This is a genomic window from Shewanella sp. GutCb (genome assembly GCF_002836135.1).
In the GTDB taxonomy this organism is placed as follows: domain Bacteria; phylum Pseudomonadota; class Gammaproteobacteria; order Enterobacterales; family Shewanellaceae; genus Shewanella.
The window spans coordinates 27844-45449 of the sequence record NZ_PJBL01000009.1 but is presented as its reverse complement, the minus strand read 5'-3'; the positions used below and the strand labels follow the sequence as shown (position 1 = coordinate 45449).

The 17606-nt window shown below is 45.6% G+C and carries 14 protein-coding genes; 4 read left to right on the top strand and 10 right to left on the bottom strand.

The window, feature by feature from the left end; translation table 11 throughout:
* The first annotated feature begins 73 nt into the window (after positions 1-73).
* Complete coding sequence (locus tag CXF86_RS06450; RefSeq protein ID WP_101091513.1) at positions 74-1252, top strand: cystathionine beta-lyase; 1179 nt, start codon at positions 74-76, stop codon at positions 1250-1252.
* A gap of 89 nt (positions 1253-1341) precedes the next feature.
* On the opposite strand, the gene CXF86_RS06445 is transcribed toward CXF86_RS06450, so the two are convergent.
* On the bottom strand, positions 1342-1986 hold the full coding sequence (locus CXF86_RS06445; RefSeq protein WP_101091512.1) for an MBL fold metallo-hydrolase: 645 nt from the start codon (positions 1984-1986) through the stop codon (positions 1342-1344).
* A gap of 365 nt (positions 1987-2351) precedes the next feature.
* On the opposite strand from CXF86_RS06445, the gene CXF86_RS06440 reads away from it, so the two are divergent.
* Positions 2352-3641, top strand: coding sequence for an alpha/beta fold hydrolase (locus CXF86_RS06440; protein ID WP_102038629.1), 1290 nt, complete (start codon positions 2352-2354; stop codon positions 3639-3641).
* A 140-nt stretch (positions 3642-3781) separates the two neighbouring features.
* Positions 3782-3979, top strand: coding sequence for a DUF4250 domain-containing protein (locus tag CXF86_RS06435; RefSeq protein WP_101091510.1), 198 nt, complete (start codon positions 3782-3784; stop codon positions 3977-3979).
* Between the two features lie 102 nt (positions 3980-4081).
* Here CXF86_RS06435 and CXF86_RS06430 read toward each other — a convergent pair whose 3' ends face one another.
* The 5 genes from CXF86_RS06430 to CXF86_RS06410 all read right to left on the bottom strand — a co-directional run bounded on the left by CXF86_RS06430 (position 4082) and on the right by CXF86_RS06410 (position 12702).
* Entirely contained in the window at positions 4082-7222 is a 3141-nt protein-coding gene (locus tag CXF86_RS06430) for an efflux RND transporter permease subunit (protein ID WP_102038628.1), read from the bottom strand.
* 12 nt (positions 7223-7234) lie between these two features.
* Positions 7235-8530, bottom strand: a complete 1296-nt coding sequence (locus tag CXF86_RS06425; protein WP_102038627.1) for an efflux RND transporter periplasmic adaptor subunit — start codon at positions 8528-8530, stop codon at positions 7235-7237.
* Entirely contained in the window at positions 8530-9882 is a 1353-nt protein-coding gene (locus CXF86_RS06420; protein WP_257985307.1) for a TolC family protein, read from the bottom strand. Before CXF86_RS06420 ends, CXF86_RS06425 begins: the two co-directional genes overlap by 1 nt.
* A gap of 249 nt (positions 9883-10131) precedes the next feature.
* Positions 10132-10464, bottom strand: coding sequence for a hypothetical protein (locus CXF86_RS06415; protein ID WP_257985305.1), 333 nt, complete (start codon positions 10462-10464; stop codon positions 10132-10134).
* Positions 10465-10701: 237 nt separating this feature from the next.
* The gene (locus tag CXF86_RS06410; protein ID WP_102038624.1) at positions 10702-12702 is read right to left on the bottom strand and encodes a DNA topoisomerase III; all 2001 of its coding nucleotides are present in this window, start codon (positions 12700-12702) and stop codon (positions 10702-10704) included.
* Between the two features lie 159 nt (positions 12703-12861).
* On the opposite strand from CXF86_RS06410, the gene CXF86_RS06405 reads away from it, so the two are divergent.
* Positions 12862-13134 carry a hypothetical protein gene (locus CXF86_RS06405; RefSeq protein ID WP_102038623.1) on the top strand — a complete coding sequence of 91 codons (273 nt, stop codon included), beginning with the start codon at positions 12862-12864 and terminating at the stop codon, positions 13132-13134.
* Positions 13135-13514: 380 nt separating this feature from the next.
* Here the strand turns inward: CXF86_RS06405 and purF are convergent, their stop codons facing one another.
* From purF to folC, 4 genes are all read right to left on the bottom strand, one after another.
* On the bottom strand, positions 13515-15029 hold the full coding sequence (purF, locus tag CXF86_RS06400; protein WP_101091503.1) for an amidophosphoribosyltransferase: 1515 nt from the start codon (positions 15027-15029) through the stop codon (positions 13515-13517).
* A 98-nt stretch (positions 15030-15127) separates the two neighbouring features.
* Positions 15128-15616 (bottom strand): CvpA family protein, encoded by a 489-nt coding sequence (locus CXF86_RS06395; protein ID WP_101091502.1) that lies wholly within the window; start codon positions 15614-15616, stop codon positions 15128-15130.
* A 115-nt stretch (positions 15617-15731) separates the two neighbouring features.
* Positions 15732-16337 carry an SPOR domain-containing protein gene (locus CXF86_RS06390; protein ID WP_102038622.1) on the bottom strand — a complete coding sequence of 202 codons (606 nt, stop codon included), beginning with the start codon at positions 16335-16337 and terminating at the stop codon, positions 15732-15734.
* The gene (gene folC / locus CXF86_RS06385; protein WP_101091500.1) at positions 16330-17598 is read right to left on the bottom strand and encodes a bifunctional tetrahydrofolate synthase/dihydrofolate synthase; all 1269 of its coding nucleotides are present in this window, start codon (positions 17596-17598) and stop codon (positions 16330-16332) included. Before folC ends, CXF86_RS06390 begins: the two co-directional genes overlap by 8 nt.
* Positions 17599-17606 lie beyond the last annotated feature (8 nt).

Genomic DNA, 17606 nt, shown 5'->3' with positions numbered 1-17606 from the left:
TGACACTTCACTTTAGCCGTTTAGATGTTAAGATGGCTAAAACTAAAAAGCCCTATTGTGGAAGTAGAACCCTATGAAAAAAGAAACGCAGATAATTAGTCTTGGCCGTGACAAAAAGTGGACCCAAGGTGTAATAAACCCACCCGTTTTTCGCGCATCAACCATGGTGTTTGATACGATGGATGAACTGCGTTTTGCTGCTAAAAATAAGGCCAATGGCGAGATGTTTTACGGTCGCCGTGGCGGACCGACTCATTTTGCATTTCAAGCAGCAATTGCCGAACTTGAAGGTGGCGTAGGCACCGCACTTTACCCTTCAGGTAGCGCAGCTATCAGCAATAGCTTGCTGTCATTTTTAAAAGCGGGCGATCATCTGCTGATGGTCGACAGTGCTTATGAACCTACCCGCGACTTATGTAATAAGTTATTAGCAGGCTATGGCATTGAAACCACTTACTATGATCCTATGGTAGGTGAAGGCATCCGCGATCTTATTCAACCAAACACTAAAGTGTTGTTTTTAGAGTCTCCTGGTTCTATCACCATGGAGATTCAAGATGTGCCAACCCTAAGCCGTATTGCACATGAACATGATATTGTGGTGATGCTGGATAATACGTGGGCATCCCCCATCAACTCACGTCCATTTGAGATGGGCGTCGATATTTCGATTCAAGCGGCGACTAAATATATTGTTGGCCACTCCGATGTAATGATGGGCACATCCACCGCCAATGAAAAACATTGGGAACAGTTACGCGAAAACAGCTACCTTTTAGGCCAATGCACCTCACCTGATGATGTCTATCTTGCCAGTCGTGGTCTGCGTACCCTAGGTATTCGTCTAGCTCAACATGAGCAGAACGCATTAAAAGTCGCTAACTGGCTTAATAGCCGACCAGAAGTTGACCATCTGCGTCATCCAGCTTTTGACACTTGTCCTGGTCACGAGTTTTTCAAACGTGATTTTACAGCTTCTAATGGTTTGTTTTCATTTGTATTAAAACAGGGAAACCTGCAATCCGTCACTGCTTTTGTTGAAAACATGCAGCACTTTAAGATGGGCTTTTCATGGGGCGGCTTTGAAAGCCTTATTTTGGGTGTGTTTGGTATCGATAAAATACGTACCGCCACTCAATGGGACAGTAGCAAGCCGCTTATTAGGCTGCATATTGGTCTGGAGAACGTCGATGATCTGATTGCCGATCTCGACGCCGCATTTGACCGCTTCAATGCCGAACTAAACCGATAGTATTAGTACTAACCGACATAAAAAATCCGAGACCTAGAGATAGGACTCGGATTTTTACTTTTCATCAGCTTACTAAATCGTAAATGTCATTAACTAAAGAGCTGATCAGCAACAAATGGGTTTTGTACCCGCTCTTCCCCAAAGGTAGACAGCGGACCGTGACCGGGAATAAATTGTACTTCTTTACCCAAAGGCCAGAGTTTTTTAGTAATAGAGTTAATTAAATCTTGATGATTAGATTGAGGGAAATCAGTACGGCCTATTGAGCCTCTGAATAACACATCGCCAACCCATGCAATGTCTGCCTCTTTGGCAAAAAAGATCACATGACCAGGAGTGTGTCCAGGACAATGGAGTACCGATAAAACTTGATTACCGACATTGACTTCATCGCCCTCTTCTAAATAACGAGTGGGAGTAAATGGATCGCAATGTACAAAACCAAAGTGCTTACTTTGTGTTGGTAACGTTTCTAACCAAAAACTATCCGCCACGTGTGGGCCAACAATCGGTATATCTAACTGTTCCGCAAGAGCTTGCGCAGCGCCCACATGATCGATATGTCCGTGAGTCAACAACACCTGCTCAACCACTACATTATTTTTGGCTGCTTCTTCTAAAATACGCTCTAGATTACCACCGGGATCGACCACAGCTCCTTTCAAGGTTTGCTCACACCAAATTAAGCTGCAATTTTGTTGAAATGGCGTGACGGGTATTAACTGATACTTCATCGTTACTCACCTAAAGGTTATTTAGCCGTGGAATGGCTAAAGATTACGCCACCTTGGCCATTTCCTCTATTAATAAATGATAGAACATGAACTAACGCTCACAAAATGTCATATTTATCGTTTACAAGATCCAAGCTGATTAGCCATAAGTTGAAACCATTCACCTAGTGACTATTTCGGTCTATACCCATCCGACTAGAAGATGTTCGTTTCAGAGGCCTTGTGCTCGTTCAATTCTAGGCGCATTAGTCTGTGTTACTGCTTTTACCAAGGTTTCCACTGAGTCCTGCACCTTCAGGTAAGATGGGTATATAATCTTCAGCTCTGTTGCCCCTAAAAATACTCAAAAAACTAAGGCTTATTCAATGACAACACATCTCACCTTTGCAGGCATGGTTGCTCGTAAACACACCTTCACACTCCCTCTTGATTACCAGCAACCTAACGGTGAGACAATAAACGTTTTTGCGCGCGAGCTTGTCAGTCCTGAAAATCAACATAAAGCGCTGCCTTTCATCGTCTTTTTTCAAGGTGGCCCCGGATTTGGCGCGGTAAGACCTGCTGCTAATGGCGGCTGGATAAAGCGAGCTCTGCAAGAGTTTCGAGTGCTTTTGCTCGACCAACGCGGCACCGGACTGTCGAGCCCTGTGAGCTCAGCTAGCCTTATACATTTATCCACAACGCAGCAAAGCCAGTACCTAAGCCATTTTCGTGCAGACAACATCATTCGCGACGCCGAAGCTATTCGTCAACAGCTTGTTGGCGATGAGAAATGGTCTATTCTCGGGCAGAGCTTTGGTGGTTTTTGTGTCTTAAAGTACCTCAATGATGCACCACAAGGCCTTAAAGAAGCCTATATTACGGGTGGTATACCCTCTTTGACTCGTAGCGCTGATGAGGTCTACCAAGCCACTTATCAACGTGTTATTGCTAAGAATAATGATTTTTTCAGCCGTTTTAGTGACGCACAAGGTTTAATTAAAGCCGTAGCGCAACATATCAGCGAACATGATGTAAAGCTGGCGACAGGCGAGCAACTCACTGTTGAAATGTTACAACTGCTGGGGATCAACATCGGCATGGAGCAAGGCCCTGAGAGCGTCTACTACTTATTAGAACAAGCACTCATTACCACGGCTAGCGGCACTATAGTTAACCCACTATTTCTGGCCCATTTCTGCCAAATGTTAGACTATAATAGCAACCCCATTTTTGCGCTGTTGCATGAGTCTATTTATTGTCAGAATAATGCTTCAAATTGGTCTGCTCATCGCGTTAGAGCGCAATATCCACAGTTCAACTACACGTCTGATAAGCCTTTCCTCTTTACTGGAGAGATGATCTACCCGTGGATGTTTGATCAGTTCAGCAATCTAAGACCATTAAAAGAAGCCGCGACAACGCTCGCAATGAAGGACGATTGGCCTGCACTATATCAACAGGCGGTATTAGCAGAAAATACCGTGCCTGTAGCAGCGGCGATCTATAGTGAAGATATGTTTGTTGAGATGCGTTACAGCCTAGAAACTGCCGCCAAAGTGGGGAACTTAAAGTACTGGTTAACATCGGAATATGAACACAATGGTATTCGGATGGATGGAGAGCACATTTTAGATAGATTAATTACAATTAATCGTGGGGAAAACTTGCGTTAATTAAGAAACACTTAAGATTACCACGACATAATGTAATCTGTTCCTCACCCAGTATCACCTTTTGCAAGCCTTTTTAAGGCTTGCTTTTTTTTGCCTAGAAATCCATATTTAACAGACCTTCCTCTACTCGGTCATCGCTGATGGACATTACTCATCTTGAACAGCTTAGTGCTGAAACACTGCTAGGGATCGTCAACGAAAAGTTGCGCTTAACCTGTGCGGATCAAGCCGCACTCTTTTATGAACTCGATATCGATAAACGGTTATTAGAGTCTAAACTTGCCGACATAGGCTTTCACTATAGTGCGCTAAGCAATCAATATCGAAACCTAAAATAGACGATAAAGCGCAAGGCCCTATCGTCTATTGATATGGAATTGAATATCACTGTGCTACCAGTGCGACTCTATATTTTATAAGCAGCTATTTAAGCGGACTATTTATGCCAAGTCGGGTCTGTCCTTACGGGTATAGCGATACACCAATGCGTAAAGCACAGGCAAAATCACTAAGGTCAGTAACGTCGATGAGATAATACCGCCAATCACCACTGTAGCTAAAGGTCGTTGCACCTCAGCGCCAGTACCAACATTAAGCGCCATCGGCACAAAACCGAGACTGGCGACTAGCGCCGTCATCATCACTGGCCTAAGACGTTGACTTGCCCCTTGCTTAATCGCCTCAATCAGCTCTAGACCTTGCTGTTTAAGCTCCTTAATAAAGCTCAACATCACCACACCATTGAGAACTGCAATCCCCGATAGTGCTATAAAGCCAACCGCTGCCGATATTGATAATGGCATATCGCGCAGCACCAATGCCAGCACGCCGCCAGTGAGTGCTAAGGGCACGCCACTGAAGATGATCAGCGAATCACGAACAGAGCCAAAGGCACTGTATAATAAGCCGAAAATTAACAGTAACGTCAACGGTACCAAGATCATTAAACGGTTTGAAGCCGATTCTAACTGCTCAAAGGTGCCACCATATTCACTCCAATAACCACTAGGGAGTGCGAGTTGCTCGGACATCACTTGCTTAGTATCGTCAATAAACGAACCTAAGTCGCGGCCATCAACGTTAGCGGTCACCACCACGTGGCGTTTGCCACTTTGACGATTGATCTGGTTGGGGCCAATTTTGAATTTAAGTTCAGCCACTTCTCCCAGCGGAACATAACTTAGATCGGGATTTAGCTCCGTTGGCAGCGCTATCGGGATATTGGCGAGCTTGTCGAGATCTTGGCTGATGCTATCGGCCATTCTGACGACTAATTTAAAACGCCTATCACCTTCATAGATAAGACCAACGGGCACACCAGAGACAGCTGTTTGCAACGCTTGTTGTACATCAACAATGGTCAAACCGAGCAGTGCTAAATGGTCGCGATTGGGCTCGACAGATAATGTCGGTAATCCCGACATCTGTTCAACACGCACATCCGTTGCCCCCTCAATACCTTGGAATAATCCAACGGCGCGATCGCCGGCATCTTTTAAGGTATCAAGGTCATCGCCATAGATCCTTAATGCCACATCCGCACGCACACCAGCAATAAGCTCATTAAAGCGCATCTCAATCGGCTGGGTAAACTCATAGTTATTACCCGGTACTTGCTCAACATGCTCACGAAGCTCGTCAATGAACTGCGCCTTAGTTTTACTTGGATCAAGCCATTCTGAACGCGGTTTGATGATCAAGATAGTATCAGCAACACTTGGCGGCATAGGATCGGTCGCCACCTCGGGAGTACCGACTTTAGAGAACACCCGCTGCACTTCATCTAACTCGCCGATGATAATTTCGAGCTTTTTCTGCATCTCAATCGATTGCTCAAGCCCGGTGCCGGTGATCCGCATTGCATGCATGGCGATATCACCTTCATCGAGCTTAGGTAAGAACTCTGAGCCTAATCGACTTAGCTGCACAATAGTGACTATGATGAGGACTACTGCACCTGCAAGAATGATAAAAGGACGTTTAAGCGAGAAAAACAGCACTGGCTCGTAAGCTTTACGTGCACTTGCCATCAACCAGTTTTCTTTCTCGTTCACTTTGCCTTTAACGAATATGGCAATTGCTGCAGGGACAAAAGTCACTGAAAACAGTAATGCACCAATAAGCGCTGCAACCACGGTAAAGGCCATTGGGTGGAACATCTTACCTTCTACGCCATTGAGCGCAAAAATAGGCAAGTACACCAACATAATGATCAACACACCGAATACTGCAGGGCGGAACACCTCTTTAGTGGCGTCAAAAACCACCTTGATGCGCTCTTCGAGAACTAATAATCGACCGTGTTGATGTTGTGCCATGCCTAATCGGCGCAGCGCATTTTCAACAATAATCACCGCACCATCAACAATGATGCCGAAATCAATGGCGCCAAGGCTCATCAAGTTGCCTGAAACACGGTTAGCTGTCATCCCCGTAATGGCAAACAACATACTCAGAGGAATAACCAATGCCGCTATCAAGGCTGCGCGGAAGTTACCTAGCAGTGCAAACAACACCACAATAACTAACACAGCGCCTTCAAATAGGTTTTTCTGTACTGTTGTTATCGCTTTATCCACTAAAGTGGTGCGGTCGTAAACCGCTTCAGCAACAATACCCTGTGGCAGACTCGCATTAACCAGTTTAAGCTTTTCGCCAACTTCTTTGGCAACAACGCGGCTGTTCTCGCCGAGCAACATAAACGCGGTACCGAGCACGGTTTCTTCGCCGTCTTGGCTGGCCGCACCTGTTCGTAGTTGCTTACCGTAAAAGACCTCAGCGACATCACCAATACGCACTGGAGCGTCATCACGTTTGGTGACTACCACTTGGCGAATTGATTGCAAATCTTTGAGCTGACCTGGTGAACGAACGAGCCACTGCTCACCACTGCGCTCGATATAACCTGCTCCAGCATTACGATTATTAAGCTCTAATGCCTTGATGACATCATTGACTGTCACTTTATAAGCCAGCAACTTCGCCGGATCTGGCGCTACTTGGTACTCACGCTCATAACCGCCGAGGCTGTTAATCTCAGTCACGCCCTTAACTTTGACCAGCTGTGGACGAATGATCCAGTCTTGTATGGTGCGTAAGTCTTCGGCGTTATATTCGCTGCCGTCCTCTTTTAGCGCACCGTCGAGTGCACGAATAGAGTAAGTAAACACTTCCCCTAAACCACTGCTCACAGGCCCAAGTGCAGGCTCTGCCTCAACAGGCAATTCACTGCGCACGCCTTGCAAGCGCTCAGTGATCTGTTGACGAGCCCAATAGATATCAGTGCCCTCTTCAAAAATCACCGTGACTTGCGATAAGCCATAACGGGAAATTGAGCGGGTGTAGTCAAGGCTTGGGATCCCAGCCATGGCATTTTCAATCACATAGGTCAGCCGCTGCTCTGATTCGAGCGGTGAATAACCAGAGATGGCCGTATTAATTTGTACTTGTACGTTGGTAATGTCAGGCACTGCATCAATCGGCAGTTTAAGGGTGTTATAAACACCCAGCGCGGCAATGAACAGTGTCATTGCTAATACCAGTAATCGCCGTTTGAGGGCGAAAGAGATAATTGTATCCATATCAGTTCGTCCTTAGTGTACGTGCTTTGCAGCGTTTTTCATGATGTCAGCTTTCAACAAATAGCTATTCTCGGTGACGTACTCGGCATTCGCCTCAAGCCCATCGAGCACCTCAACAAATTCGCCATCGGTCTCGCCTAATGTCAGCAAACGCACTTCGAAGGTATTACCGTATTTAACAAACACTGCTGGTTTGTCCATGAAAGTTTGCAATGCATCAGCGCGCACCGCTAAAGGCACTTGCTTGGTACGTGTCTCGATGTTGGCTTGAATATGCATGCCTGGACGCCAATGGCCCTCAGGGTTAGCAATAACGGCACGCACTCTGGCAATATGACCACCGGTCATTACTGGTGCAATATAACTAATAGTGCTGCTGGCACGGCCTTCACTGTGAGCCTCTTCACTATTACTATGGTCGTCATCACCAATCGTAACAGCCTGCCCTAAGGCGATTCTGCTTAAGTTTTTTGGAAACGCCGACATATCAATCCACACGCTCGAAAGGTCGCTAATTTGCAGCAGAGCTTGATTAAAAGTACTGTCGCCAACCGCTAACATTTGTGCGGTCACTTGGCCATTCGCAGGACTTTTTACACCGTAACCTTGTAAGGTTGCTGAGTTACGAACCGTGGCAATCACTTGGCCTTTAACGACGGTATCGCCAATAGTGACATTAAGTTGCTCAATCACCCCGGTATAGGGCGCAGAGACACTAAACTGCTTATCGGAAATGGGGGCTATCACACCAAAAAGTCTATCAACAAAGGTAAGTTTTGCTGGCGCACTGAAGCCCGTTTTTACACCTGACAATGCCAGTAAACGGTCATTAATAGTGACTCGCCCCATATGATTCTCATAGTGAAAATCATATGTTTCACCTTTGAAGCTCGCGTCTATTTCAACATCAAAAGAGTGTGGTTCACTGACGCTTTTATCGCTGACAAGGTACATCTCTTCAGCTACAAAACTCACACTGTCGATAACGCCTCCCAAACGGGTTAACGATGCCGATAAAGCAACCTTTTCAGGGGACACTGGCTTGCCTTTATAAAAAGCGTAAACCCGCATCTCTGGTGGGATCCCAGATTCAGCCATGGTGATTTCTAAGGCGAAGTCATCATGTTTGAGCAAACGACCACCGTGTGGGCCTTCTTCATCATCATGGTGATCCTCCTCTTCTTCATGGCCGTGATCACCGCTAGCTTGAGCCGCATTGAACGGAATAAAAGCACCCGCAGCCAGTATCGATAGAGACATTGCGGCGGCAATGAGTTTTGCTTGTAATGCGTTAACATTGATATTCATTATTTATTTTCCATTGCCACAACAGGCTTAATATTGGTGTTTGCAACCGTCATTGATTGCCCTGTGATCCGCTCTATCGCTAACAGCTCCAGATAAACGGCTGTTTTAGCTTCAATCAACTCTCGTTCAATACTAAAGAGCTCAGATTGAGCATCAGCAAGCTGCAGCACATTGGCTTGTCCTGTTTGGTAGGCGGTTTGCGTGTGGGAAAGTAACTGTGTGGCCAGTGGTAACACTTGCACCTTGAGCTGTTGCACTTGTTTGGCGTTGTTAACCATAGACTGATGCAGCTCTAACAAGGTCAGTCTTAACTGATCTCTGGCTAAGCGTTGTTGCTCGTTGGCTTTGTCTTCTTCAGCTTTAGCCGCCAGAATATTGCCTTCATTAGGGTTTGAGAATTGCAGCGGCATTGAGAAGTTAACCATTAACGCACCGTCATCAAAGCCGTCGTAGCTTTTAAGGCCTACGCCAACGGTGATATCGGCACTCGCTTTTGATTCTTCCATACGACGCTTGGCGATGAGCATGCGTTCAACACTGAGCAACTGTAAATATTGCGGCGCAGTTTCGATGGCATTGAGCACACTCGCAGCGGTCGGCAGTATATGCAGCGAATTAAGCTCGTCATTAGCCATTGAGAACTGAACATCGCTCGACCACATTGCCGCTAGCCTTTGTTTAGCGACATTAAAGTCGCCTGCAATACGTTGCTTTATCACCTTTGAGCGCGATAACCGCAGCTGCATTTTACTGACGTCGGCTTGAATAACAGCGCCCGCTTTAGCGCGGGTTTGAATCGCTTGCAGTGACTTATGCTCCAGTTGGATTCGACGTTCAATCCACTGCTGTAACGCTTGTAGTCGCAATAACTGGTAATAGCGTTCGGTCGTTTGCGCCAGCACCTCTAACCGCAGCATTTCGTACTGGGATAATTCTTGCCTTTGATTCGCACTAGCATAATCAATGCGACGTTGGCGCTTATCCCCTAACTCAATAAGTTGGCTCAACGCTAAGGTGATCTCAGCATTGTCGACCCCTTGCATATCACCAGTACCGAGAATGTTTTCCACATTAACCGATAACTCAGGGTTAGGCGTGATCCCTGCTTGCAGCGAGAGTGCTTCACTTGCTCGAAGCGAGTATGGATAGGCTTGCAGCGAAATATTATGCAGTAAGGCTTGCTCTAATGCCCACGGTAACTGGATACCATTGTCAGCCGTTGTGGCATCAGTATCCTGTTGTTGTGGTTTGGATGCTGCCATGCTTTGAGCGCTATACACGCCCAAGAAACAGATAGCTAAAGTGACTAATGCCCGTTGGCATGCCACTAAGAAGATATTTATATATCTCATCACGAGATTAAACTCCTGTGAATTCAGTCAATAGATATTGCCACTGCAATAACATGCAGCGCTCAACAGCGTATTGGCTTATTGACTTGAGCGGAGGTATGGCAAGGTAATGTACGTTAGTAAACGCCTTGGTAATCCATCATCAGTAAACAAAGGTTAACTTGAAATGGTTTTACACAAAGGCACACAGCGCACGACACACTCGATGACCTAATGACTCAAAATTGATTTAATGAAATGGAACAGGAATTAACAGTACGGAGGAGGAATGGGTGGCGCGTAGCTTCTGTCTTGATAGCTAATAAGGAACTGACTCTTGTCTTTGACACCATTTGATTGGGCGAAAAAGCTCAACTGGGCAGGAGGATGGCAAGCAGTATGGAAGTCGTTATCATGTTCATCTTGATCACTCACTTCGACCATATGGCTGCAGTTGTTAACGCCTGTGTGACAGCAGTCTTGTTGCAGTTCTTGCGCCAAACTGTTTTCTAAGTGATGAGGCTCACTGAGACTCATCTCTGCATAGTGAAGCTCAGTGCTGTGAAGGTCTGCAGCTACACAAGTGGGAAATAATTGCGACACAAATACCACCAGTAATAAAACTAGTGTCAATTTAGACTGAAACATCTGCATTGATAAATGTGAGTTAAACAACCATATTCCTAAAAGCTAAAACAGATTAACTAATGACTTACTTATTAACGGCAGATGATAACCGCTTTTATCTCAGGTAAATAGTGCTCAAGGCAAAACATTTAAAAAACATGACCGCGGTCTAAAGCATTGATAGCCGTCAACATCAGCAAACCCATCCTAGGGTTAAGCTTTGCTTTTAGTCGTGCGTGGCTTATTAACCGCTTTTTTTGGCGTTGATGCTGTTTTAGTGCTCTTACGCGCGTAGGACTTCTTCTTAAACGGCGTCGGGCTTTTAACCCCTTGCAAGGCGGTGGGTAACACTGAGCCCGCTTGGGTAATTAATTCATCTAATTTGCTGATAAGCGGCTGCATAAAGGCTTGATACTGGGTTTCCTTACGGCTCATAGAATCTAAGGTATTTTCCCACAATGCCGTCATATCTGGCGTCGTTGCACTGAGCGGCAAACTATTGATCAGACCTTTGCCCACATCCGTCGCAATAATGGTTTTACCTTGTCTCACTAAAAAACTGCGCTTAAATAGAAGTTCAATTATGCCAGCACGGGTCGCTTCAGTACCCAGGCCATCGGTGTCTTTAAGGATCTTACGAATTTCAGGGTCGGTAACATAGCGGTTTATCCCCGTCATCGCACCAAGTAACGTCGCATCAGTAAAGTGCTTTGGGGGTTGAGTTTGCTTTTCCAATAACTCTCCACGTTGGCACAGTAACGATTGCCCCTGGGTTAATGGCGGTATGGTGGCTAACTCCTCGTCATCACCTTTCTCAACAGAGTTAGCGCCATTGTTAGCATTAGACTGAGCTTGTTTCAGCAACTGCTTCCAACCTATCGCATTTTCTTGTTTGGCTTTGGTCTTAAATAATCCACCGGCGATGACAATCTCTACCACTGTTTCTTTATAGAGATACGCAGGATAAAACTGCATTAAATATTGCCGCGCAACTTGCAAATAAATCTGCTTTTCAGCTGGACTGAGGCTAGCTAAGTTGGCGACTTTCTCTGTGGGAATTATCGCATGGTGGGCATCGACCTTTTTATCATTCCACGCTTTTGACTTAAGTTTAGCATTGGGTGCATCAATGCCTTGCGTCAGCTCTGCTGCACCTTTATTAACCGTCGCGATGACGCTAGGCGCCATCGCGTGTTGCTCTGCAGGCAAATAACGGCTGTCTGAACGAGGATAGGTGATCAGTTTATGACGTTCATATAACGACTGACAGGTATCTAGTACCGTTTTAGCGCTCATGCCGAAGCGTTTAGCGGCATCAATTTGTAATGAGGATAGATTGTAAGGCAACGGTGCATTTAATTTTTTATCTTGCGCCGTGACTTTTTCAACCGTGCCATTTTTGCCGGTTATACGCCCGACCACGTTCTGCGCGAGGCCTTTGGATAGCACTCGCCCATCTTCGTCCATATAAGGCTCACACGCCTCACTGGGTTGCCATTTGGCGGTAAATGCTTGTTGAGCGTCTGTGGTTAGATGCGCCACAACCTCATAGAATGGTTTTGATACAAAATCGTTAATCTCTTCATCACGCCTGACCACTAACCCCAATAACGGGGTTTGTACTCGTCCAACGGAGAGCACGCCTTGATAACCGACTTTACGACCTTGGATGGTGTAAGCCCGAGTCATGTTCATCCCATAAAGCCAGTCAGCGCGAGAGCGCGCTAAGGCTGAAGTCGACAATGGGATAAACTCACGATTTGAGCGTAATTGCCCTAAGGCACGAGTCACGGCTTGGGGATTTAAGTCGCTGATGAGCAGCCGTTTGGCTTGCTGTAACTTAGCGCCTTTAACGCCTAAGTGAGCAATGATCTCGTCGACCAACAGCTGGCCTTCTCTATCAGGATCGCCGGCATTCACCAGTTGAGTCGCCTCTTTAACCAGCCCTCTCAGCACGGCTATTTGACCACGCATCTTATATTTTGGCTTCATCTTCCACACATCTGGCACTATCGGAAGATGTTCAAACTTCCAAGACTTATATTCTGGCGAATACGCATCTGGCTCTGCTTGCTCTAATAAATGTCCAACGCACCAGGAAACACAGTCACCGTTCGCAGCACGTATAAAGCCCTCGCCTTTTTTTAACGGTTTAGGTAACACGTCGGCGATGGCTCTACCAAGACTGGGTTTTTCTGCAATATATAAGATCATCGGTGTACATTTACTATCACTGTATAAATTAACAGTAACTGTAACCTGAGGGGAGCATAGGTGCAATAAAAAGCCAGCTAACTGCTCAAAGATTGTAAAGTTTATTGCGAACGATTCTCATTTGAGCTTTAATCTTTACTCTACTTCGGAGGAACGATAATGTTGACGACGCTAAGCAACCCAGCAACAAGACTCGACAGGTTACTGCTCTATCACTTTCTACTCGTGACTGCTTGGGTCATCTTATGCGCCCCGCTATTAGCGCAAAGCCCGAGTGTCGAACCATTAGTGTTGAGTAGTTTGGTCATTTTTCTTACCAGCATCAGCACCCTGATTGGCTTGAAAATGGCACATGGGTTCAGCAGAAATACCTATTCTTTGTTGTTTATCAGCTGGATGGCTGTTTGGGTAACTCAGCTGTTTAGCTTTTAATACCAATGCACTAAGTATTTGACCCATTCAGAGCGCCGACGTTTAAAGCAAATGGCAAAGCCCTTTACGACTAAATGGTCTATTTTGTTCCATACAAAATAAGACATTCCCATCCTATATGGCGGTCAAGTGCAGGAGGTACCAGTCCACGGATGGACGGAGGTAGAATAATGCAGCTGCAATTATCGAGAGTCATGCATGGAGCAATTACCGAGGATGCTAGAGCCGAGAATTACGATTAGCTTCAATCCCCCATCTTGCCTACAGGGCTTTGAATTCCCGCGAATGGTCAAACTTTTAATGCAATTGGTATAAGTTCTATTTACGGCATAAAAAAGCCGAGCTATTGCTCGGCTTTTTTGTCAAAGATCTAGATTAACTTATGGATGGCAAACGTTATGCATCTCTAAGTTAGTACCAACATCTTTGCTGCGATTAGCTTTGGCATCATCGTTACGAAGCTGGGTAATATAATCTAAGTATTCTTGGTTAACGTCATTGGTGACATATTTGCCGTCGAATACCGATGTTTCAAAACGCTTAATGGCGGGGTTTTCTTGGCGCACCGCTGCGATCAGATCAGGCAACGACTGGAAAATCATGCCGTCTGCGCCAATTAGCTTAGTGATCTCTTCAACATCACGACCGTGAGCAATAAGCTCGTTAGTGGTCGGCATATCGATTCCGTAAACGTTAGGGAAACGAATTTCTGGTGCCGCAGAAGCAAAGTATACTTTCTTAGCGCCAGCATCGCGTGCCATCTGAATGATCTGCTCAGAGGTTGTACCACGAACAATAGAGTCATCAACCAGCAATACGTTCTTATCTTTGAATTCGGCTTTAATCGCATTTAATTTACGACGAACCGACTTCTTACGCTCTTGTTGCCCTGGCATAATAAAGGTACGACCGATATAACGGTTCTTTACGAAGCCTTGACGATATGGAAGGTCCATATTACGTGCGATTTCTAGTGCAATATCACAAGATGTTTCCGGGATGGGTATAACCACATCAATATCATGATCTTCCCACTCTTTCTTGATCTTCTCGCCCAGCATAGTCCCCATGTTAACACGGCTGCTATACACAGAAACATTATCAATAGTGGAGTCAGGACGCGCGAAATAGACAAATTCGAAAATACACGGTGCATAGCTTGGAGTATGCGCACATTGACGGGTAAACAACTCACCTTCTAGGGTAATGTAAACCGCTTCACCAGGTGCTACATCGCGCATAAACTCGAAACCAACCGCATCCAGCGCAACGCTTTCAGAAGCAACCATGTACTCAGTACCGGTTTCAGTTTCATGCTTACCAATCACTAATGGTCGAATGCCAAATGGGTCTCTAAATGCCATTAAACCTTGGCCGATGACCATAGCGACGACAGCATAAGCACCACGTGTAAGCTCATGTACTTTAGTGATCGCATTGAACACTTCATCAGAAGTGAGATGTTGCGTTGTAGTATGTTGCAACTCATCGGCAATCAAGTTTAATAACACTTCTGAATCAGAAGTCGTATTAACATGGCGACGTTGCTTGAGAAGACGCTCATGCAGCTCAACCGTATTGGTTAAGTTACCGTTATGCGCTAATGAAATACCAAAAGGTGAGTTAACATAAAATGGCTGAGCTTCAGATGCACTAGAGCTCCCTGCCGTAGGGTAACGCACATGACCGATACCTGCATTTCCCTGCAAGCGTTGCATATGCTTTGGCTCAAATACGTCTTTGACCAAACCATTGGCTTTACGCAATCTAAACGCGTAGCCGTCTACGGTCACAATGCCAGCAGCATCCTGTCCACGATGCTGAAGCACGGTCAATGCATCATAAATGGTTTGATTAACCGATGACTGACCAACTATTCCGACAATACCACACATGGGTAAGCTTCCTCATTGTAAGATGTTCTATTATTTAAATATTTTTGCTTTAGTTAAGCTTTAACTTAGCTAAAGGCCAAATAATGCTTTAGTGCATTTTATATTTTAGGTACAAAGCTTGAGGTATTTTCCAGGTAGTCAAAGAACCACTGGATCACAACTCCAAATTCGGGCACAAGCGTTGAACTCTGCCACCAATCTGCATTGGGCGCTCCGGTAAAAGCATCCAAGAAAAATAGTATTGCGCTTACGATGAGTGCGCCTCGAAGCGCACCAAAACACAAGCCAAGCACTCTATCAGTGCCAGACAAACCGGTCTTTGAGACCAATTGGCCAATTAAATAGTTAACTAATGCACCCAGAATGAGTGTTGAGACAAATAGAATAGCGACTGCGACGCCATTACGAACGAGTTCATCTTGTATCTGAGTAAGATAAGTGGCGAGTTTGAGGTAAAACTGACTGGCGATGAAAAATGCGGAAAACCACACGACGAGAGACATCGCCTCTATTACAAAGCCTCGTACTAAACTGATCAACGTAGACAGTCCAATAACGATTATTATGGCGTAATCAATCCAAACCATTGAAGAGTATATCCGGCATAGGGGTTAAGACGGCGCGATTCTAACAGAGACAGAGTTATTTCACACGCTTTAGGCACGAAATAACTATTTCTCGGATAAGGACAATCACACCTTGTTATTTTTCGACGGGGTTGTACGCCACGATGCGGCCTTTCAACTTCGTCAGCTTTTCAATATCAGCCTGCATTACGACTAATTTTTCTTTTGAAATATTCGGTCCAACAAACACTTTGGTTAGCTGGCCATCAATGGGTTTCGTCGGCAAGGTATAAGCGGTCAAGCCCTTGCTACGTAAGCGTTTAACTAAAGCCTGTACATTAGCGGCATTGTTAAAACTACCCAGCTGAATTGTCCACGCACTGGCGTTAGACGCCGCCACTTTTTTACTCGCTGTGGCAACGGAGCTTTCCGCTTTGACAACGGCTTTTTTTGTCTCCGTTTTAGGCTCAACGGCAACCGCTATTTGATCTTGTTTTTGTGCTGGCTCAATTTGCCAGCTGTCATCACCATTTGAAGTCGCTGACACTTCATTATTGAGCTCTAACGTTCCAATGGTTTGCTGCGGTAACGCTGCGTCTTCGACCTTAGGTCGTAACGGGATCTCGGCAAACTGTTCTTCTTGACGCTGTTTTTTACCGTCAAGAATATCGGGTAAAAAAATGACTCCTAACGCGACAATGACAATCACACCTACTAGACGATTTTGAAAATGACTAGACAAAACTCTCTCCCTTTAGTAACTCTTTAAAACCGGCCACGGTGTAAAATGAACCGAACACAATAACCATATCGTCGGCTTTAGCATCTTGTTTAACAGCATCCCAGGCCGCGCTTATATTCGCAAAGCAACTCGCTTGGCTATCGGCGGGTAACAACGCTTTTAACGCCAACGCCGTTGAGCCACGTGCAACATTTAAATCAATAAGATACCAATGCGTGATGTCTAATGACAACTCAGCCAATACAGCTAAAGCATCTTTATCCTTTAACATGCCACAAATAGCAAATAAGCGCTGCTTATTGATTTTTTTTAATCGAGAACGTAAATACTTTGCGGCATGAGGATTGTGTGCCACATCAACCATCACTGATGGCTTATCACAGACATGCTCTAAACGCCCAGCAAGCTGAGTCTTGCCGACAGCATCAGCAATATAAGCTTTATCGATTTCAGGACATAAATGCTCTAGTACCGCAATGGCAGTTGCTGCATTGGGTTGCGGTAACGTTGGCAATGGCAAGGAACTCAATTCGAAAAGTTGACCGCTATAGTGCCAATCTGATTCATCACACTGATAACTAAACTCATGACCAACGCGGTACAGGTCGGCCGAAATGCTTTGTGCATAGTCAATCAGGGTTGACGGGCAATCTGGCTCACCCACAATTGCAGGTCGCCCCGCTCTAAATATACCTGCTTTTTCGGCTGCCACTAATGCGCGCGTGTCGCCTAAATACTCTTGATGGTCAAGGTCTATCGAGGTGACGACGCTAATATCGGCGTCAATAATGTTAGTCGCATCGAGTCGTCCGCCTAAGCCCACTTCGAGTAAAATCACATCGAGATGTTCACGCTTAAACAGCACCAGTCCTGCGAGTGTTGCGTATTCAAAGAAACTTAACGAAATCTCAGCACGAGCGGCTTCGATAGCTTCAAATGCACTAACAAGTGCTTCATCTGTGGCATCAATGCCATTGATCCTAACTCGCTCATTGTATTTGAGTAAATGGGGTGAGCTGTATACCCCTACCGTTTTACCCGTCTGCTGCAACGCCGCTTCTATCATGGCGCAGGTCGTCCCCTTGCCATTAGTACCCGCAACGGTAACAACCTTAGTCGTCCCCAGTTCTGTGAGTCTTAGACGTGTCGCGACCTCAGATACGCGTTCAAGACCCATATCGATTTCAGTTGGATGAATCGCCAACAGATAATCGAGCCAATATTTCAATGAGGCTTGTGCTTTGGGGGCTAGAGGCTTCATGGATTCAA